This is a genomic window from Pseudomonas sp. 8 R 14 (genome assembly GCF_900005955.1).
GTDB lineage: Bacteria > Pseudomonadota > Gammaproteobacteria > Pseudomonadales > Pseudomonadaceae > Aquipseudomonas > Aquipseudomonas marginalis.
This window is the reverse complement of record NZ_CVTH01000085.1, coordinates 1-17,932: the sequence shown is the minus strand read 5'-3', so window position 1 is coordinate 17,932 and position 17,932 is coordinate 1. Positions and strand designations below refer to the sequence as shown.

The following is a 17,932-nucleotide window of genomic DNA, read 5'->3' as shown; positions in this document are numbered from 1 at the left end:
CTACGGATCACCTGGCGGCTTGTAAACGCCAACGACGCCGGCAATAACACGGCGGCGTCGAGCGCCATGCGGGCGACACCGCCAGCTCAATCGAGGGCGCCATTGAGGACTTCGTAGATGATGCCCGTCGCGATGGCCACCAGTATCAAGTCGGTGCCCGCCTGCTGCCACTCGTACCCATCGTAATGGGGCAAGCGGCCCAACAAACGCCCGTCCAGTTTCTTGGCAATGCCCGGCGGCAGCGGCTTGCCGCGGGCCAGGTTCTTCTGGATGCCAGGCGGCAAGGCGGGCCCCGGGCTCCAGTAGTCGCGATAACCGCCCAACACATTCAGCACGCTGCCACGGTCTACACTGGGGCCGCGACTGCCTGCTGCACCCTTGCCCTTGGGCTTGTCATGCCCCTGTCCGCCGTGACCATTGCCTTTATCGTTGCCTTGCCCCTTGCCATTGCCTGGATCAGCCAGGGCCATACCGCCAGCGGCAAACAACACAAGCGAAAGCGCAACAGACACGAATTTCGGGCACTTGATCATGGCGATTATCCAACACAGGAATGTAGCTGAACTGTAGTCGAGGTTATCGCACCCGTGGGACGTCAACTCACCTGACCGCCCACTTCCAGCACATCCACCGGGGTATTCCACGCCGTCGACACCGCGGTGCGCAGCCCATCGACCAGGCCCGCTCCCAGCTGGTTCGGCACGTGGATAAAACCACTGCGTACACCGGTGCCCGCGAGTTCGTGCTGCAAGCGGTAGAACACCTGGTTGCACACGAATGTGCCCGCCGTCTGCGATACCGACACCGCAATCCCTGCCTCGCGCACCGCCCTGGCCATGGCCTTGATCGGCAGCGTCGAAAAGTACGCCGCCGGGCCGCCGACCACCACCGCCGTGTCGATGGGCTGCTCCCCCAGATTATCGGGGATGCGTGCATCGTTGACGTTGATCGCCACCCGCTCGATGGATATTTCGCTGCGCCCGGGGGCCAACCCAGTGGCGATGACCATCGCCGGACGCAGTTCACTGATCAGTTGGAGCAGGCATTCACCCGCCGTGGCAAACGCACAGGGCAATCGGCGCGCAACAATGCGCACATCATCGTCGAGTTGCACGCCATCCAACTGGCGCACCGCTTCCCAGGAAGGATTCACCAGGTCTTGATCAAAGGGCTCGAACCCCGTCAGCAATACAGTTCGCATCGTCGCCTCACATCAACACATAAAGCAGGACAATATTGACCACCAGCATCATCAACGCGGTCGGCAGTTGCGCCTTGATCACCGCGTTCTTGTCCGGCAACTCCAGCAACGCCGCCGGCACGATATTGAAGTTGGCCGCCATCGGCGTCATCAGCGTACCGCAGTAGCCGGAGAACATACCGATGGCGGCCATCACCGCCGGGTTACCGCCGTAGATACCCACCAGCACCGGCACGCCGACGCCCCCGGTCATCACCGGGAACGCCGCGAAGCCATTGCCCATGATCACCGTAAACAGCGCCATGCCCAACACGTACACCATGACCGCCACCAACTTGAAATCCAGGTTGATGTAGGTGGTGGTGACATGGGCGACAGCCGTGCCGACACCGGCTTCATTGAACAGCAGGCCAAGCATCGCCAGCATCTGCGGCAGCACCATGGCCCAGCCCAGGGCCTCGGTGAGTCGCCGGGATTCGCGCAAGGCTTGCACCGGGGTATCACGGGTCAGCCAGCACGCCAGGCCGAGGGCGATCAGGCAGCCGATGCCGAGGGACACGAAGGTGGTGTTTTTCGGATCCAGCAGCGGTACCCCGCCAATCTCGGTGTGCTTGAGCAAGACCGAACCGATCACGGTGGTCAGGGGGATCGCCAGCGCCGGGATAAACAGCTTGTGCCCGAGGCGGCCGGCACTGGCGCGCGAAGCCTTGTCATGCAACTCAGCATGGGTGCCACGGCCGACGCCGCCCAGGCCGGCGATCAGCGCCATCACCACCACTCCCGCACCGACCACCACCGAGGGCAGGCGCTCCCCCACCAGGAACGGGATGGCGAACAGCAGCCAGAACAGTGCGCTGGACCAGCGCTTGGGATGGGTTCGATCCAACAGGATCATGCCGGCGGTGATCAGCAGCAGGACCCCGGCGAGCCAGTACAGGTATTGGATAGAGATGATCATAGCGCGGCCTCCACAGGGGTCGCGGCGGTCGTCATCTCGCGGGTCAGTCTTCGGTCAAACCGATGAAGTCGGAGCGCGTGAATGATAAAGGCGCAAATCGCCGTAGGAATACCCCACACCGCAATGTGCAGCGGCTCCACATCAATCCCCGAACCGAGCAGGAAGGTATGCATCAACGCAATCGCACCAAAGGCGACGAAGATGTCCTCACCAAAAAACAGGCCGACGTTATCGGTGGCGGCGCACATGGCCAACACCTTGTGACGCAGTTTGTCCGGCAGTTTGCCGTAGCGCTTTTCCGCCGCGCCTTCGGCCATCGGGGCCAGTAGCGGGCGCACCATCTGCGGGTGCCCGCCGAGGCTGGTCAAGCCCATGGCTGCAGTGGATTCGCGTACAAACAGATAGATGATCAGCAGGCGTCCGACCGTGGCGCGCTCAAACCGCGCAATCCAGTTCTGCGCGTGCAGGCGCAAGCCGTGGCGCTCCAGCAAACCGATGACGGCGAGGGGCAACAACAGGATCAATTGCAGGGCGCGAGTCTGTAGGAAACCATCCCCCATAGTGGCGAGGATTTTCTCCAGCGGGAAGTGGGCAGCGAGCCCGGTGGCGATAGCTGCGGCGGTGACCACCAACAGCGGATTGAAACGCAAAACAAAGCCAACCACGATCACAAGTACGCCGATCAACGGCCATAAGTTCACAACAGTTTGCATGGCGGAGAGGTCCTTAAGTGCGCGCTGCGGCGCCATTACAGCAGGATGTGAACAAAGGGTTCACAGCAGGAAGTGGCGTGCAGTCGGCTCGGTTTTTTTATTGTTGGCCCGTCAGGGCGAGCGTCAGTGGCGGCAACTGTGCTGCCTGGGAGCGGGAGGTGTCCAACAAGAAAAATTGTTGCTGCAAACCAATAAATTTTGTGGGTAATTGAGTAGTCCACAAGTAACAAGACGTGGACAAACCATGAAGGATTCGCTCATCTTAACGCCGCCCGTTTATCGTGCGCGGCGCATCAGGCAGTTGGTCGGCCTTCTTCATCAAACCGTTCACTGAAAAAGGGCAGCACCGGTGAGCTCAGCCACTCCAGATTCCGCCGCGCAAAACCGCCTCAGCCTACAAACCAGTCTGATCGCCCTGGTGGTCGCCGTGACCTTCTTCATGGAGAACCTCGACGCCACGGTTATCGCCACCGCGCTGCCAACCATGGCATCGGCCTTTGGCGTGACACCGGTCGACATGAACATCGGCATCACTGCCTATATCCTCGCCGTGGCGATCTTCATACCGCTGTCCAGCTGGGTCGCCGACCGCTTTGGTGCGCGCCGGGTATTCGCTGGCGCAATCATCCTGTTCACCCTCGCTTCGCTGCTCTGCGGGCTCAGCCAAAGTATCGAGATGTTCGTGTTCGCCCGCGTCCTGCAGGGCATCGGCGGCGCATTGATGGTGCCCGTGGGGCGCCTGGCCGTGCTGCGTAATACGGATAAGAAAGACTTGGTGAAAATGATCGCGATCATTACCTGGCCCGGCCTGGTCGCGCCGATTCTGGGGCCGCTGGTCGGCGGCTTGATCGTGACGCATGCATCGTGGCCATGGATCTTCTACGTGAATCTGCCGCTGGGTGCGCTGGCATTGGCCGCCGCACTATGGCTTGTACCGGAAGACCGTGAAGCCAGCGTGCGCCAGTTCGATGCCAAGGGTTTTGTACTGCTGGCAGGCGCCTGTGTGGCCCTGCTGGGCGGGCTGGAATGGCTGGGTAACCAGACCGGTGAACGCCTTATTCCAGGCGCCGTGCTGGTCGCGGCAGGCATCGCGCTGGCAGTGTGGGCCGTGCACCATTGCCGCCATGCCAGCGACCCGTTATTGCCGCTCGAGACCCTGTCCATCGATACATTTCGTGTGAGCATCTATGGCGGCTCGCTGTTTCGCCTGGCCATCAGCGCCCTGCCGTTCCTGCTGCCGCTGCTGTTTCAAGTCGCCTTTGGCTTGTCCCCGGTGGACGCAGGCTTGCTGGTGCTGGCGGTATTCGCTGGCAATCTGGCGATGAAGCCGTTCACCACGGCCATCATGCGCCGCTATGGGTTTCGCCGGGTCTTGCTGGTGAACGGGATAATCGGCGTGGTGTCGATAGCCGCTTGCGCGCTTTTCACGGTGCAGACCCCATTTGTGCTGATCGCGGCCGTGTTATTTGTGGGAGGGTTGTCCCGCTCGATGCAGTTCACCTGCTACAACTCGATCGGCTTCGCGGATGTGCCCAAACCGCGCATGAGTGAGGCCTCGGCACTGTTCAGCATGTCATTCCAGCTGGCCATGGGGATGGGCGTAACGGTGGCGGCGCTGCTGCTACGAGCATCCATGACCCTGCAGGGGCATGAGATGCAGGCACAGGTCGGGGATTTTCGCGTGGCGTTCGTCGGCGTGGCGCTGCTGGGAGCGTGGGCGCTGGTGGATGTGTATCGCTTGACGGTGGGAGCGGGAGAAAGTGTGTTGAATCGACAGTGAAGGCTGCGACTCAACACACTGTTGCCAGTATCAGGCGGTGGTACTAACCATCGAACCCGACGTGCTGTTGCCCTCATCGGTGACTGCCTGCAACAGTGCGGAAGTCACTGTCTGCAACGCCGCCGCAGTGCCGGCGATCTGCATCTGCGCCGCCGCTACTGCCGCCGCTTTGGCTTCTGCACTCTGGTTGCTGGACTGAGCTTTCTGCAAGGCTTGCTGCTGCGCTTGAAGCTGCTTTTGCAACTGCTCGATCTGCTTCTTCAACTCTTTGACGGTATCGGACTCCTTCGAGAGCGAGGAGGCTTGGCCACCGCCACCGCCACTTACACCTGCCGCACCATTGGAATCAGCGTGCATGTTGACGGTCGTGCCGCCTGCGCTGCTTGTGCTTTCCTTGGTCGCGGCAACCGTCGAGCTGACAGTGCTTGGAGTGCTTGCTACGGAGGCGGTAGTGCTGATGTTGATAAGCATGCCAAGTGTCCGAGAGTAAGAGATTTGCGATCTCTATCGGCCTGGGTGTCGATTACTTTAGGCGGGGGGGTGGGAAGATTTTCGGGTAGTAATAAATCGCATGAACAAAAAAGGGCCCACCTTTCGGTGAGCCCTTCTAGACCGCCCAGCAGAGCGGATTTTGTTTGGTAGGCGCGATTGGACTCGAACCAACGACCCCCACCATGTCAAGGTGGTGCTCTAACCAACTGAGCTACGTGCCTGCTGTGAGGCGGCATTCTACGGAATTCCGGAGGGGTGTCAACATCTTTTTTGCAGCTAACCCTATGAATATGCGAATTATTTATTTGCAGCCGGCGCACCGCACTTTTTGGGGTGGCTGGCAGGCAATTTTCAACTCAGGTAGGATCAGGGCACTCGTAAAAAATATAAAACAGAGGTTCCAGGATGGCGAACACCCCCTACCCCCAGTCGTATTACGCCGCTTCCGCAAATGCAGTTCCGCCACGCCCAATGTTGCAAGGCGACGTCGAAACCGATGTGTGCGTGATTGGCGCCGGCTATACCGGCCTATCCAGCGCGCTGTTTCTGCTGGAGAACGGTTTTCGCGTGACGGTACTGGAAGCCGCCAAGGTGGGTTTTGGTGCGTCGGGCCGCAATGGTGGACAGATCGTCAACAGCTACAGCCGTGACATTGATGTGATCGAGCGCAGCGTCGGCCCGCAACAGGCGCAGTTGCTGGGGCAGATGGCGTTCGAGGGTGGCAGGATCATTCGCGAGCGTGTGGCCAAATACCAGATCCAGTGCGACCTGAAGGACGGCGGCGTGTTCGCGGCACTCAACAGCAAGCACATGGGCCATCTGGAGTCGCAGAAGCGCTTGTGGGAGCGCTACGGCCATACACAGCTGGAGTTGCTGGATGAGCGCCGCATTCGCGAGGTCGTGGCCTGTGACAACTATGTCGGCGGACTGCTGGACATGAGTGGCGGCCATATCCACCCACTCAACCTGGCACTCGGTGAAGCCGCCGCCGTGGAGTCTCTGGGCGGGACGATCTACGAACAATCGGCGGCGGTGCGCATCGAGCGTGGCGCCAACCCGGTGGTCCATACGGCAGAAGGTAAAGTCAGGGCCAAGTTCATCATCGTCGCGGGCAATGCCTACCTGGGCAACCTGGTGCCGGAGCTGGCGGCCAAGTCGATGCCCTGTGGCACCCAGGTGATCACGACGGCGCCACTCGGGGATGAGCTGGCCAGGACACTCCTGCCGCAGGATTACTGCGTAGAGGACTGCAACTACCTGCTCGACTACTATCGCCTCACCAGTGACAAGCGCCTGATCTTCGGCGGCGGCGTGGTGTATGGCGCGCGCGACCCGGCGAACATCGAAGCAATCATCCGCCCGAAGATGCTCAAGGCCTTCCCGCAACTCAAGGATGTGAAGATCGACTACGCCTGGACCGGCAACTTCCTGCTGACCCTGTCGCGCTTGCCGCAGGTTGGTCGCCTGGGCGACAACATCTACTACTCACAAGGCTGCAGCGGCCATGGCGTGACGTACACCCACCTGGCGGGCAAGGTGCTGGCGGAAGCGCTGAGAGGCCAGGCAGAGCGCTTCGATGCGTTTGCCGACCTGCCGCACTACCCATTCCCGGGCGGGCAACTGTTGCGCACACCGTTTGCGGCACTGGGAGCTTGGTACTACGGGCTGCGGGATAAGCTGGGCTTCTGACAAATCAATGGGGGCCGGTTCGCCGGCTCCCGCAAAAAATTGCCAAATTGCAGACACAAAAAACCCCGGTCTTTCGACCAGGGTCTTTGCTATCGGATCAAAGTAGCCAGTGGCTTTCTTTGTGCTTCAAGGCGTTCAGCGGGCCTTGAGGCAGATATGGCGCAGCGGACGGGACTCGAACCCGCGACCCCCGGCGTGACAGGCCGGTATTCTAACCGACTGAACTACCGCTGCGTATCGCTTGACCGGCTGAGCAAACCGCCTCAACCGTCTTTGAACATCTGATTGATCAGCTTGGCTGTTCAACCTCAAGCCCGATAAATCGAACCTGGAAAATATGGCGCAGCGGACGGGACTCGAACCCGCGACCCCCGGCGTGACAGGCCGGTATTCTAACCGACTGAACTACCGCTGCGCGTCGGTGCAACCTTTAACGTTGCGTCCTGCCCGAAGGCAAAACTCTCAAGAAGTGGTGGGTGATGACGGGATCGAACCGCCGACCCTCTGCTTGTAAGGCAGATGCTCTCCCAGCTGAGCTAATCACCCTTTGCTTCGTTGAGGCCGCGAAATTTACGCAGGTAGCGGACCTAAGTCAATAGCCTGCTTGAAGTTTTTCTGAAAAAGACAAAATGGCTTCAAGACGGCTACCCGTCCTACTCGCTGTAAATCATCTTCTTGCTCATGCCACCGTCCACCACAAACTCTTGCCCGGTGACAAACCCGGCCTGGCGCGACAGCAACCACGCCACCATCGCTGCCACGTCCTCTACCGTACCCACCCTGCCCGCCGGATGCTGGGCATGATCGGCATCGGTCAAAGGCTCGGCACGCCGCGCAGCTGGATCACGGGCATCAATCCAGCCAGGACTGACCGCATTCACCCGCACTTCCGGCCCGAGGCTGATCGCCAAGGCGTGAGTAAGGGCCAACAGGCCACCCTTGCTCGCCGCATAAGCCTCGGTATCCGGCTCCGACTGACGAGCCCGGGTCGACGCCAGGTTGACGATGGCGCCGCCGTGGGCACGCAGGTAAGGCGCACAGTGCTTGGCCAGCAACATCGGCCCACTGAGGTTAACGGCCAGCACGCGATTCCAGTAAGCCAGGTCAAGGCTTTCCAGGGTGATGTTGTGCGGGTCGGCCACCGCAGCGTTACAGACCAACGCGTCCAGGCGACCGAATTGCCCCAGGACTTCGGCGACTCCCTGGGCCACCTGTTTCTCGTCAGCCACGTCCATGGTGATAAACCAGGCGTTTTCGCCCAGCACCTTGGACACCTTGGAACCGCGCTCGCGGTCGAGGTCGGTCAAGACCACCTGCCAGCCTTCGCTGATCAGCCACGCCGCAATCCCGAGACCAATACCCCGCGCCGCGCCCGTCACCAGGGCGACGCGCCCATTACTGGCCGCCGCGGCCTCCAGGGACCACTCGATCACAAGGCAGCCAGCCCGCGAGCCAGGTCAGCCTGCAGATCCGTGACATCTTCCAGGCCGACCGCGATGCGGATCAGGCTGTCCCGGATACCGGCCGCCTCACGCTCCTGCGGCGCCAGGCGTCCGTGGGACGTGGTGCTCGGATGGGTAATGGTGGTCTTGCTGTCGCCCAGGTTGGCCGTGATGGAGATCAGGCGCGTCGCATCGATAAAGCGCCAGGCGCCCTCTTTGCCGCCCTTCACTTCGAAACTTACCACGGCGCCGAAACCACGTTGCTGGCGCTGGGCCAACGCGTGCTGCGGGTGGCTCTTGAGGCCGGCGTAATGCACTTTTTCGATACCGTCCTGCTGCTCCAGCCACTCGGCCAGGGCCTGGGCGTTGGCGCAATGGGCTTTCATGCGCAGGCTGAGGGTTTCCAGGCCCTTGAGGAAGATCCAGGCGTTGAACGGGCTCAGGGTCGGGCCGGCGGTGCGCAGGAAGCCCACCACCTCCTTCATCTGCTCGCTGCGACCGGCAACCACGCCGCCCATGCAACGGCCCTGGCCATCGATAAACTTGGTGGCCGAGTGCACCACAATGTCTGCGCCCAGCTTCAGCGGCTGCTGCAAGGCAGGCGTGCAGAAACAGTTGTCGACCACCAGCATTGCGCCTTTGGCGTGAGCCACTTCGGACAACGCGGCGATATCCACCAACTCGGCCAACGGATTGGACGGCGACTCGACGAACAGCAGCTTGGTGTTGGACTTGATTGCCGCACCCCACCCGGACAGATCCGCCAGGGGCACGTAGTCCACTTCGATACCGAAGCGCTTGAAATACTTCTCGAACAGGCTGATGGTCGAACCGAACACGCTGCGCGACACCAGCACGTGGTCGCCGGCACTGCACAGGCTCATCACCACCGCCAGGATCGCCGCCATGCCGGTGGCCGTTGCCACCGCCTGCTCTGCGCCCTCCAGGGCCGCAATACGCTCTTCGAACGCGCGCACAGTCGGGTTGGTGTAGCGGGAATAAACGTTACCCGGCACTTCGCCAGCAAAGCGCGCCGCGGCGTCGGCCGCTGTGCGGAACACGTAGCTGGAGGTGAAGAACATCGGGTCACCGTGCTCACCTTCCGGGGTACGGTGCTGGCCGGCGCGCACAGCCAGGGTATCGAAAGCTACGCCATCGAGGTCGCTGTCCAAGCGACCGGCATCCCATTCCTGACTCATGCTGCGACTCCTTACTCAATTCTTTATTTAAGATACAAAACCGGCCCCTCAGGGCCGGTGTCTACTCAGTTGTTGTACAGATCGATGATCGCGCTGACCGCCTGGGTCTTGATCTTCGACGAGTCGTTACGCGCCTGCTCGATCTTGTTCAGGTAGGCCTCGTCGACGTCACCGGTCACGTACTTGCCGTCGAACACGGCGCAGTCGAACTGCTCGATCTTGATCTTGCCACCGCCGACCGCTTCGATCAGGTCCGGCAGGTCCTGGTAGATCAGCCAATCGGCGCCGATCAGGTCGGCCACGTCCTGGGTCGTGCGGTTGTGGGCGATCAGTTCGTGGGCGCTCGGCATGTCGATACCGTACACGTTCGGGTAACGCACGGCAGGCGCTGCGGAACAGAAGTACACGTTCTTCGCACCGGCCTCACGGGCCATCTGGATGATTTGCTTGCAGGTGGTGCCGCGTACGATGGAGTCGTCCACCAGCATCACGTTCTTGCCGCGAAATTCCAGTTCGATGGCGTTGAGCTTCTGGCGCACCGACTTCTTGCGCGCCGCCTGGCCCGGCATGATGAAGGTGCGACCGATGTAACGGTTCTTCACGAAGCCTTCGCGGAACTTGACGCCCAGGTGGTTGGCCAATTCCAGCGCAGCAGTACGGCTGGTGTCCGGGATCGGGATCACCACGTCGATGTCGTGCTCGGGACGCTCGCGCAGGATCTTGTCGGCCAGCTTCTCGCCCATGCGCAGGCGCGCCTTGTACACCGACACACCATCGATGATCGAATCCGGACGCGCCAGGTAGACGTGTTCGAAGATGCACGGGGTGAGTTTCGGCGCGACAGCGCACTGACGGGTGTGCAGTTTGCCGTCTTCGGTGATGTACACCGCTTCGCCCGGCGCGAGGTCGCGGATCAGGGTGAAGCCCAGCACGTCCAGGGACACGCTTTCGGACGCGATCATGTACTCGACGCCTTCGTCGGTGTGACGCTGGCCGAACACGATCGGGCGAATACCGTGGGGGTCACGGAAGCCGACGATGCCGTAGCCGGTGATCATCGCAACGACGGCATAACCGCCGACGCAACGGTTATGCACGTCGATCACGGCGGCGAACACATCTTCTTCGGTCGGCTGCAGCTTGCCGCGCTGGGCCAGCTCGTGGGCGAACACGTTGAGCAGCACTTCCGAGTCTGAGCTGGTGTTGACGTGGCGCAGGTCAGATTCGTAAATCTCCTTGGCCAGTTGCTCAACGTTGGTCAGGTTACCGTTATGCGCCAGGGTAATGCCGTAAGGCGAGTTGACGTAGAACGGCTGAGCTTCGGCCGACGTCGAGCTACCGGCGGTCGGGTAACGCACATGGCCAATGCCCATGTGCCCGACGAGGCGCTGCATGTGACGCTGATGGAACACGTCACGTACCAGGCCATTGTCCTTGCGCAGGAATAACCGGCCGTCGTGGCTGGTCACAATACCGGCAGCGTCCTGGCCGCGGTGCTGGAGGACGGTTAGCGCGTCATACAGCGCCTGATTGACGTTCGACTTACCGACGATACCGACGATGCCACACATGCGACGCAACCCCTACTTAATGAATCTTGACTGAACACAACTTACTGCGGCGTTTTGGCCGGCAAGAGGTGTTCCTTGAACGGAAGATCAGCGGGTACGCTGATTCCGCTGGCCAGCCACTGACTGCTCCACCCCAATATGAGGTTCTTGGACCAATCTGCAACCAATAGAAATTTTGGCACGAGTACCGACTCCTGCCACCACGAATCCTGCTGTACCGGCCCCAGGCTCAACAGCCCGACCGCCACGACCACCAGCAACGCACCACGCGCGGCACCGAAGGCCATGCCGAGAAATCGATCGGTCCCGGAGAGGCCGGTGACACGTATCAACTCGCCAATAAGATAATTGACCATTGCCCCCACCAGCAGCGTGGCGATGAACATGATGGCGCAGCCCGCGATGACGCGAGCCGAAGGTGTCTCGATGTATCCGGCCAGGTAGACCGACAACGAACCGCCGAACATCCAGGCTACGACTCCTGCGATGATCCAGGTCAGCAACGACAGTGCTTCTTTTACGAAGCCGCGGCTTAGACTGATCAAAGCGGAGATGGCGACGATTGCAACGATCGCCCAGTCAACCCAGGTAAATGGCACGTTTGAGCCTACGGACGGATAAGGCGGCGCATTTTAGCAGAGCGTCGGGCTGTCGGTAAGCTGTGATTGCGGCTGCTTTGCAAATCAATAGATTGTGGCGGGCCGATCACATTTCAACCTCACCACATTTGATTGGACTTCAGGTTTAAACCGATGCGGGCTCAGCCGCGCTCAGGCTGGAAGCGGGTCACGAAGCCTTTCAGGTTCTGCTGACGGTCCAGCAAATCCCGCAGCCGGTCGGCCTCGGCGCGCTCGATCAGCGGCCCGATAAACACCCGGTTCTTGCCGTCGGCGCTACGGATGTAGGCGTTGTAGCCCTGGGCACGCAGCTTCTTCTGCAAGGCGTCGGCGCCTTCACGATTGCCCAGGCTGGCCACCTGGATCGACCAACTGATCGGCAAGCCGTTCGGGTCGATACGGCTCTGCCCCACATCCGGCTTGCCCGGCGCAGCAGGCTGTGGCGCTACAGGTTTGGGCGCAGGCGCAGGTGTCGCCGGCTTGGCGGCGACCGTCGGAGCAGGTGTCGGCTTGACCACCGGCACGCTTGGCTGCACCGGCATCGACGGCGCCTGCTGCGCGGCCACCTCATCATCGGTCGGCACCGGTTCTTCTTCCGGCAACGCCTGCGGTTCAGGCACCACCACCGGCTCCACCTGCACTTGGGGCACTGCCGGTGCCTGGGGCGCAGCCGGAGCCTCGACGACCACCTGGCGCTGCTCGTCCTGGCGGGAAAACAGCATCGGCAGGAAAATCACCGCCAATGCCACCAGCACCAGGGCTCCAACCATTCGCTGCTTGTATGCGCTATCCAGTAATGCCATCTGCAGCTTCCTCCGTGGAGCGCCGGGCCAACCACTCAAGCGCCTCGGCAACACAATAAAATGATCCGAACAACAGAATTTCGTCCTCGGCCGTCGCCACCGCGCACTGAGCCTCCAGGGCGGCAGTCACGCTTGCATACGACGCCACGGGCGCACCAAGGTTCTGTAACGCGATCTCAAGCTCATGGGCCGGACGGCTGCGGGGCGTATCCAGCGGCGCTACCGCCCAAGCCTGGACGCTGTCCAGCAACGGCGCAACTACGCCCTCCAGGTCCTTATCGGCGAGCAAACCGAATACAGCCAGGCGACGCCCCACCGGCGGCGTGCGTGCCAGGCGCTTGGCCAGGTATTGCGCTGCATGGGGGTTATGCCCCACATCCAGCAACAGGTTCAGGCGCTTGCCGTGCCAGTCGAACACCCGGTGATCCAGGCGCCCGACCACGCGGGTCGCCAGCAACGTCGCAGCAATCTGCTCAGCCTGCCAAGGCAGGTCCAGCAACAGATAGGCTTGCAGCGCGAGTGCGGCGTTCTCCATCGGCAGGTTCAGCAAGGGCAGATCACGCAGCTCCACAGCCTGCCCATGGGCATCCCGGCCGCGCCACTGCCAGTGCCGGTCACCGATTTCAAGATTGAATTCGCGGCCACGCAGGAAGAATGGGCAGCCCAGCTCACGCACCTTGTCCAGCAAGGGCTGCGGCGGATCCAGGTCACCGCACAGCGCAGGCTTGCCCGGGCGGAAAATCCCGGCCTTCTCATAGGCCACGGACTCGCGGGTATCCCCCAGGTAGTCGGCATGGTCCACGCCAATACTGGTGACCAGCGCCAGGTCGGCATCCACCACGTTGACGGTGTCCAGGCGCCCCCCCAGGCCCACTTCCAACACGACCACATCCAGCTGCGCACGCTCGAACAGCCAGAACGCCGCCAGGGTGCCCATTTCGAAGTAAGTCAGGGAAATCTCACCGCGCCCGGCATCGAGTGCGGCGAAGGCTTCGCAGAGTTGCTCATCGCTGGCTTCGACGCCATTGAGTTGCACCCGCTCGTTGTAACGCAGCAAGTGCGGCGAGCTGTACACGCCGACTTTCAGCCCCTGGGCTTGCAGCAGCGCGGCAACAAAGGCACAGGTAGAACCCTTGCCGTTGGTGCCGGTCACCGTGATCACACGCGGCGCCGGCCGGCCCAACCCAAGGCGGGCCGCTACCTGTTGCGAGCGCTCCAGGCCCATGTCGATGGCGGACGGATGCAACTGCTCGAGGTAGGCGAGCCATTCGCCCAGGGTACGTTGGGTCATAGGTTCGCAGGCACCGGCGGCACAACGATCGGCTCGACTTTAGGCGCGACGTAAACAGGTGTCGGCAGGCCCATCATCTGCGCCAGCAGGCTACCCAGGCGTGGACGCAGCTCACCGCGCGGAATGATCAGGTCGATTGCGCCGTGCTCCAGCAGGAACTCGCTGCGCTGGAAGCCTTCCGGCAGTTTTTCGCGCACGGTCTGCTCGATCACGCGCGGGCCGGCAAAGCCGATCAGGGCTTTTGGCTCACCGACAATCACATCGCCCAGCATCGCCAGGCTGGCGGAAACACCGCCGTAGACCGGGTCGGTCAGCACGGAGATGAACGGAATGCCTTCTTCGCGCAGACGCGCCAGCACCGCAGAGGTCTTGGCCATTTGCATCAGGGAGATCAACGCTTCCTGCATCCGCGCACCACCGGAGGCGGCGAAGCAGATCATCGGGCAACGGTTTTCCAGGGCGTAGTTGGCCGCGCGCACGAAGCGCTCGCCGACGATGGCCCCCATGGAGCCGCCCATGAAGGAGAACTCGAACGCCGACACCACCACCGGCATGCCCAGCAGCTTGCCGCTGACGGAAATCAGCGCGTCCTTCTCACCGGTCTGCTTTTGCGCAGCGGTCAGGCGGTCCTTGTACTTCTTGCCGTCGCGGAACTTCAGACGGTCGACCGGCTCCAGGTCGGCGCCCAGCTCGTTACGGCCGTCGGCGTCGAGGAAGATATCGATTCGGGCGCGGGCGCCGATACGCATGTGGTGGTTGCACTTGGGGCAAACATCCAGGGTCTTTTCCAGCTCGGGGCGGTACAGCACCGCGTCGCAGGACGGGCACTTGTGCCACAGACCTTCAGGAACCGAGCTTTTCTTCACCTCGGAACGCATGATCGAAGGGATCAGTTTGTCTACTAACCAGTTGCTCATGCTTTCTTTCTCCAGTACCGGTGGCTTGAACACAGCCCCGCGTATGCCCTTGAGCTAAATTCATATGTGGCGATGACGCAGGCTGGACGGGGTCAGACGTTCGACCTGCCATTTCCAGCCTGCATCCTCAGCCTTCCAGACAGCCTGCCTGCGCAGGTTGCCACTTCATTTCCGGGCCGCCCTCAGGCGGCGCCGGGCTGTTTTACACAGTGGTAGTTATGGACGGCGGCAGACTGCCAGCCGTCACATCCCGCCACAGCTGTTGCGCACCGCGTGCATGAATGCGCGAATCCTGTCGTGATCCTTGATGCCCTTGCCTTGCTCTACCCCACCGCTGACATCCACGGCATACGGCCGGACCTGTTGAATCGCCGCACCGACATTCGCTGGGTTGAGCCCCCCGGCCAGGATGATCGGCTTGCTCAATCCTTCGGGGATCAGCGACCAATCGAACGCTTCACCGGTACCACCGGGTACGCCTTCGACATACGTGTCCAGCAGAACGCCACGCGCGCCGGAATAGGCCGCGCAGGCCCTCGCTATATCGTCACCCGCCTTGACCCGCAACGCCTTGATATACGGGCGTTGGTAGCTTTCACATTCATCCGGGGTTTCGTCGCCATGAAATTGCAGCATATCCAGCTGCACGGCATCCAGGGTTTCGTTGAGTTCGCAGCGGCTGGCGTTGACGAACAAGCCCACGGTGGTCACGAACGGCGGCAGCGCCGCAATGATCGCCCGCGCCTGCAACACATTCACCGCCCGCGGGCTCCTGGCATAAAACACCAGGCCAATGGCATCCGCCCCCGCCTCGACTGCCGCCAGCGCGTCTTCTATGCGGGTAATCCCGCAAATCTTGCTGCGAACGACAGGCATGTCGTAGAAACCTCAGGGGTTGGACCGATAAAGTCCCGGATGGTAACAAAAGCTATTCCGGGCGTCAGCCGCCAAGTTCACTGAACCCTGTGAGGAAGTGTGGCCCGATGAAGCGCTGCGGCAGTTCGAACTCGTCGCGGTACTCCACATCCACCAGGTACAGGCCAAACGGATGCGCCGTGACGCCGCCCGTGCGGCGAATGCGGCTTTCCAGCACTTCCCTGGCCCATTCCACCGGGCGCTCGCCGGTGCCGATGGTCATCAATACGCCCGCAATGTTACGCACCATATGGTGCAGGAAGGCGCCGGCGCGGATGTCCAGCACGATCATCTTGCCGTGGCGAGTCACCCGCAGGTGGTGGACTTCCTTGATCGGCGACTTGGCCTGGCACTGGCCGGCACGAAACGCACTGAAATCATGCACCCCTACCAGATGCTGCGCAGCCTCGGCCATGCGTTCGGCATCCAGCGGACGGTGGTTCCAGGTGATTTCTTCGTTGAGGTGCGCGGGACGGATCTGGTCGTTGTAGATCACATAGCGATAACGCCGGGCAATCGCCTTGAAGCGCGCATGAAAGTGCGCAGGCATGACCTTGGCCCAACTGACGCTGACGTCATGGGGCAAATTGATATTGGCGCCCATCACCCAGGCCTTCATCGTGCGTTCGGCCTGGGTATCGAAGTGCACCACCTGGCCGCAGGCATGCACACCGGCATCGGTACGCCCGGCACACATCAACGACACCGGGGAGTCAGCCACTTTCGACAGCGCCTTCTCCAGGGTTTCCTGCACCGTCAGCACGCCTGACGCCTGGCGCTGCCAGCCGCGATAGCGCGAGCCTTTGTATTCCACGCCGAGGGCGATGCGGTAAAAGCCAGCGGCCGCCATTTCGGCGGCCGGGTTATCTATATTTGCCAAGAACTGAGAGCCTGATGAGTTGCGCGAAGGCGGCCATTATAAATGCGCCAGCTGCGTGGCGTGCGCTTTTGTTGGGGATTGACCTTCCCACACCGCACCTGCATCAACCTTCAGATTTTGCCGAGCATTTCCTTGGCCTCGCCGCGCTGCGCCTCATCACCTTCGGTGAGCACTTCAGAGAGAATGTCCCGCGCGCCGTCGGCATCCCCCATGTCGATATAGGCCTGGGCGAGGTCTAGCTTGGTGGCGACTTCATTCGTACCGGACAGGAAATCGAACTCCGGTTCATCATCGCCCAGCGCCGCGTCCTCAGCGGTAAAGGAAGGTTCGATGGGCGGACTTTCCAGGCTCTGGGACAGGCGATCCAGCTCGGCGTTGACATCGTCCAGCTCCGAAGCGAAGGCATCCGGCTTGGCGGCTGCTTCTGGCTCATCCGCCAGGGACAGGTCGAAATCCTCCGGCAAATCGAAGTCATCCAGCGCCGATGGGGTCAGCGTCGGCGGCTCCACGGCAGACACATCCTTCATCTGGTCCTCAAGACCGGAAAGGAAGTCGTCGTCGGATTGCTCGGACGCCGGGTCATTGAGTTGCAGGTCCAGGTCGAAGTCCGACAGGTCTTCCTCGCCGGCCTTGGGCGCCGATTGCTGCTCCAGGAGCGCTGCAAACGTCTGCTCGTCGTCCAGGCTGGCTGGCGAAGCCGCCTCCAGCTCATCCAGGCTCAGGTCGAAATCGGTGTCGAGTGCATCGGGCTCGGCGGCCGGGGCAGCCGGCTTGTCTTCCAGCAGGTCCTTGACGTACTGAGCGTCAAGGGCCGCGGCGGCAACCGCGGCACTGACGCCCGCCGCCAATACCGCCATCGCAGGAAAGCGCGACTTGAGCTGCTCGACCTGGGCATGGTTTTCACCATTGGCCACCAGTTGACGCTCCTGGGTCACGAAACCGTCCTTGTCGCTTTGCAGGCCGTAGACTTCCATCAGCTTCAACCGCAGGTCGCTGCGCTTGGGCTCGTGCTTGATCGCTTGCTCCAGCACATCGGCGGCCTGGTTCAGATGACCACGGTCGATATGGGACTGGGCTTGCGCCAGGGCATCGTTGGCGTTTTGCGGGGCCACGGCAGCGGCCAGCGGCGCGAGCACGGAGGCAACCGTCGGAACCGCTACCGCCGGCGCAACCACTGGAGCAGGTGCCGGAGCGGCTGCCAGCTTGACGTTCGGCGGCGGCACTTCGAGGCCTTCGAAACTGTCCGACGGCAGGTCCTGTTCGATGCTTGAGGTAAATTCCGGCTCTTCAGCCAGCGCCCGCGCCATGCGCAAGTGCTTTTCCTCTTCACGGCGGGCGTTGCGATGGCGCGCCCACAACAGCAGGAGCAGCAACACCACCAGGCCAGCCGCACCGCCGATCACACCGAGGACAACCGGATTGGTCAGCAGATCATTGAACTTGCCTTCCGTGGTGTCAGGTGCC

The 17,932-nt window shown here is 61.8% G+C and carries 17 protein-coding genes and 4 tRNA genes; 2 read left to right on the top strand and 19 right to left on the bottom strand.

From position 1 onward, the window contains the following. Positions 1–86 precede the first annotated feature (86 nt). From BFQ01_RS24545 to BFQ01_RS24530, 4 genes are all read right to left on the bottom strand, one after another. Positions 87–533, bottom strand: a complete 447-nt coding sequence (locus tag BFQ01_RS24545; RefSeq protein ID WP_065927252.1) for an anti-virulence regulator CigR family protein — start codon at positions 531–533, stop codon at positions 87–89. A gap of 62 nt (positions 534–595) precedes the next feature. Further along, positions 596–1,201: a pyroglutamyl-peptidase I gene (pcp, locus tag BFQ01_RS24540; protein ID WP_065927251.1), complete on the bottom strand. Its 606-nt coding sequence runs from the start codon at positions 1,199–1,201 to the stop codon at positions 596–598. Between the two features lie 7 nt (positions 1,202–1,208). Continuing rightward, positions 1,209–2,159 carry a DUF979 domain-containing protein gene (locus tag BFQ01_RS24535; RefSeq protein WP_065927250.1) on the bottom strand — a complete coding sequence of 317 codons (951 nt, stop codon included), beginning with the start codon at positions 2,157–2,159 and terminating at the stop codon, positions 1,209–1,211. Then, positions 2,156–2,872: a DUF969 domain-containing protein gene (locus tag BFQ01_RS24530; RefSeq protein WP_065927249.1), complete on the bottom strand. Its 717-nt coding sequence runs from the start codon at positions 2,870–2,872 to the stop codon at positions 2,156–2,158. The genes BFQ01_RS24535 and BFQ01_RS24530 overlap by 4 nt, the downstream gene beginning before the upstream one ends. Before the next feature lie 349 nt (positions 2,873–3,221). On the opposite strand from BFQ01_RS24530, the gene BFQ01_RS24525 reads away from it, so the two are divergent. Continuing rightward, a complete protein-coding gene (locus BFQ01_RS24525) occupies positions 3,222–4,652 on the top strand; it encodes a DHA2 family efflux MFS transporter permease subunit (RefSeq protein ID WP_083244929.1) in 1,431 nt (476 codons plus the stop codon). A gap of 30 nt (positions 4,653–4,682) precedes the next feature. Here BFQ01_RS24525 and BFQ01_RS24520 read toward each other — a convergent pair whose 3' ends face one another. Both BFQ01_RS24520 and BFQ01_RS24515 read right to left on the bottom strand, forming a co-directional pair. After that, the gene (locus BFQ01_RS24520) at positions 4,683–5,123 is read right to left on the bottom strand and encodes a hypothetical protein (RefSeq protein ID WP_065927248.1); all 441 of its coding nucleotides are present in this window, start codon (positions 5,121–5,123) and stop codon (positions 4,683–4,685) included. A gap of 165 nt (positions 5,124–5,288) precedes the next feature. Next, a tRNA-Val gene (locus tag BFQ01_RS24515) sits at positions 5,289–5,365 on the bottom strand. A 184-nt stretch (positions 5,366–5,549) separates the two neighbouring features. Between BFQ01_RS24515 and BFQ01_RS24510 the strand changes: the two genes are divergently transcribed. After that, positions 5,550–6,833, top strand: coding sequence for an NAD(P)/FAD-dependent oxidoreductase (locus BFQ01_RS24510; RefSeq protein ID WP_065927247.1), 1,284 nt, complete (start codon positions 5,550–5,552; stop codon positions 6,831–6,833). A 157-nt stretch (positions 6,834–6,990) separates the two neighbouring features. Here BFQ01_RS24510 and BFQ01_RS24505 read toward each other — a convergent pair. From BFQ01_RS24505 to BFQ01_RS24445, 13 genes are all read right to left on the bottom strand, one after another. Continuing rightward, a tRNA-Asp gene (locus tag BFQ01_RS24505) sits at positions 6,991–7,067 on the bottom strand. Positions 7,068–7,171: 104 nt separating this feature from the next. Continuing rightward, positions 7,172–7,248 (bottom strand) — tRNA-Asp (locus BFQ01_RS24500). Positions 7,249–7,303: 55 nt separating this feature from the next. Then, positions 7,304–7,379: transfer RNA gene (locus tag BFQ01_RS24495), tRNA-Val, on the bottom strand. Between the two features lie 107 nt (positions 7,380–7,486). Continuing rightward, complete coding sequence (locus tag BFQ01_RS24490) at positions 7,487–8,251, bottom strand: SDR family oxidoreductase (RefSeq protein ID WP_027604081.1); 765 nt, start codon at positions 8,249–8,251, stop codon at positions 7,487–7,489. A gap of 11 nt (positions 8,252–8,262) precedes the next feature. After that, positions 8,263–9,474 carry an O-succinylhomoserine sulfhydrylase gene (locus BFQ01_RS24485; protein ID WP_065927246.1) on the bottom strand — a complete coding sequence of 404 codons (1,212 nt, stop codon included), beginning with the start codon at positions 9,472–9,474 and terminating at the stop codon, positions 8,263–8,265. Positions 9,475–9,539: 65 nt separating this feature from the next. Then, positions 9,540–11,045, bottom strand: a complete 1,506-nt coding sequence (gene purF, locus BFQ01_RS24480; RefSeq protein WP_027604079.1) for an amidophosphoribosyltransferase — start codon at positions 11,043–11,045, stop codon at positions 9,540–9,542. Between the two features lie 41 nt (positions 11,046–11,086). Continuing rightward, entirely contained in the window at positions 11,087–11,644 is a 558-nt protein-coding gene (locus BFQ01_RS24475; RefSeq protein WP_003192538.1) for a CvpA family protein, read from the bottom strand. 161 nt (positions 11,645–11,805) lie between these two features. After that, positions 11,806–12,465 (bottom strand): SPOR domain-containing protein, encoded by a 660-nt coding sequence (locus tag BFQ01_RS24470; protein ID WP_065927245.1) that lies wholly within the window; start codon positions 12,463–12,465, stop codon positions 11,806–11,808. Continuing rightward, positions 12,449–13,756, bottom strand: a complete 1,308-nt coding sequence (folC, locus tag BFQ01_RS24465; protein WP_065927244.1) for a bifunctional tetrahydrofolate synthase/dihydrofolate synthase — start codon at positions 13,754–13,756, stop codon at positions 12,449–12,451. Before folC ends, BFQ01_RS24470 begins: the two co-directional genes overlap by 17 nt. Next, positions 13,753–14,673, bottom strand: a complete 921-nt coding sequence (accD, locus tag BFQ01_RS24460; protein WP_027604076.1) for an acetyl-CoA carboxylase, carboxyltransferase subunit beta — start codon at positions 14,671–14,673, stop codon at positions 13,753–13,755. The genes folC and accD overlap by 4 nt, the downstream gene beginning before the upstream one ends. A gap of 243 nt (positions 14,674–14,916) precedes the next feature. Continuing rightward, complete coding sequence (locus BFQ01_RS24455) at positions 14,917–15,549, bottom strand: phosphoribosylanthranilate isomerase (protein WP_065927243.1); 633 nt, start codon at positions 15,547–15,549, stop codon at positions 14,917–14,919. A gap of 64 nt (positions 15,550–15,613) precedes the next feature. Next, entirely contained in the window at positions 15,614–16,438 is an 825-nt protein-coding gene (gene truA / locus BFQ01_RS24450; RefSeq protein ID WP_027604074.1) for a tRNA pseudouridine(38-40) synthase TruA, read from the bottom strand. A 140-nt stretch (positions 16,439–16,578) separates the two neighbouring features. Further along, positions 16,579–17,932: FimV/HubP family polar landmark protein (locus tag BFQ01_RS24445; RefSeq protein ID WP_305119740.1), on the bottom strand; the 1,354-nt coding region annotated here is incomplete at its 5' end.

Coding starts and splice junctions, on each gene's coding strand:
- BFQ01_RS24545 (WP_065927252.1), bottom strand. CDS start 533: ATGATCAAGTGCCCGAAATTCGTGTCTGTTGCGCTTTCGCTTGTGTTG.
- pcp (WP_065927251.1), bottom strand. CDS start 1,201: ATGCGAACTGTATTGCTGACGGGGTTCGAGCCCTTTGATCAAGACCTG.
- BFQ01_RS24535 (WP_065927250.1), bottom strand. CDS start 2,159: ATGATCATCTCTATCCAATACCTGTACTGGCTCGCCGGGGTCCTGCTG.
- BFQ01_RS24530 (WP_065927249.1), bottom strand. CDS start 2,872: ATGCAAACTGTTGTGAACTTATGGCCGTTGATCGGCGTACTTGTGATC.
- BFQ01_RS24520 (WP_065927248.1), bottom strand. CDS start 5,123: ATGCTTATCAACATCAGCACTACCGCCTCCGTAGCAAGCACTCCAAGC.
- BFQ01_RS24510 (WP_065927247.1), top strand. CDS start 5,550: ATGGCGAACACCCCCTACCCCCAGTCGTATTACGCCGCTTCCGCAAAT.
- BFQ01_RS24485 (WP_065927246.1), bottom strand. CDS start 9,474: ATGAGTCAGGAATGGGATGCCGGTCGCTTGGACAGCGACCTCGATGGC.
- purF (WP_027604079.1), bottom strand. CDS start 11,045: ATGTGTGGCATCGTCGGTATCGTCGGTAAGTCGAACGTCAATCAGGCG.
- BFQ01_RS24470 (WP_065927245.1), bottom strand. CDS start 12,465: ATGGCATTACTGGATAGCGCATACAAGCAGCGAATGGTTGGAGCCCTG.
- folC (WP_065927244.1), bottom strand. CDS start 13,756: ATGACCCAACGTACCCTGGGCGAATGGCTCGCCTACCTCGAGCAGTTG.
- accD (WP_027604076.1), bottom strand. CDS start 14,673: ATGAGCAACTGGTTAGTAGACAAACTGATCCCTTCGATCATGCGTTCC.
- BFQ01_RS24455 (WP_065927243.1), bottom strand. CDS start 15,549: ATGCCTGTCGTTCGCAGCAAGATTTGCGGGATTACCCGCATAGAAGAC.
- truA (WP_027604074.1), bottom strand. CDS start 16,438: ATGGCGGCCGCTGGCTTTTACCGCATCGCCCTCGGCGTGGAATACAAA.